Annotated in this window: 1 protein-coding gene; it reads right to left on the reverse strand. The window is 64.9% G+C overall.

What is annotated here, in order from left to right; translation table 11 throughout:
* Nucleotides 1-17 precede the first annotated feature (17 nt).
* Nucleotides 18-478: hypothetical protein (locus EOA23_RS36015; RefSeq protein WP_210212534.1), on the reverse strand; the 461-nt coding region annotated here is incomplete at its 5' end.

Genomic DNA, 478 nt, shown 5'->3' on the forward strand with positions numbered 1-478 from the left:
CTTGCGGACGATGCCCTCTAGTCGAAATCCGGAATCGTGCCGGGCGGTAGTCCCAGCCGGCCGTTCAGCTCCTTCAAGAACCGGCAGAGGTCCGGATTGCCGGCCGCTACCGTACCGTTGCCGTTGCCGTCGGACGCGTAGCCGTTGCCGTGGCCGTTGCCGCAATTGGCGTTGCCGTTGATGCTGCCGCCATTGAAATTGCCGCTGAAGCTCCCGGCATTGCCGTTGCCGTTGAAATTGCCGCTGTTGCCGTTGCCGTTGAAGTTGCCGGTATTCCCATTGCCGTTGAAATTTCCGGTATTGCCAAGGCCGTTGGTGGCACCGGCGCCGATTGGAAGATCGGCAATCCTGACCAGGGTCGAGGCATCGGCGGCCAGCAACGCGGCAAGCAGGGTGCCGAGCGCGAGGCCGTTGCCATCAAGCAGCCTCGCCGCCACCCGGCGCTCGCGGGGCCGGGCGGGTCGGGATGACTTCAGGC

Source organism: Mesorhizobium sp. M2A.F.Ca.ET.042.01.1.1 (genome assembly GCF_003997405.1).
In the GTDB taxonomy this organism is placed as follows: Bacteria; Pseudomonadota; Alphaproteobacteria; order Rhizobiales; family Rhizobiaceae; genus Mesorhizobium.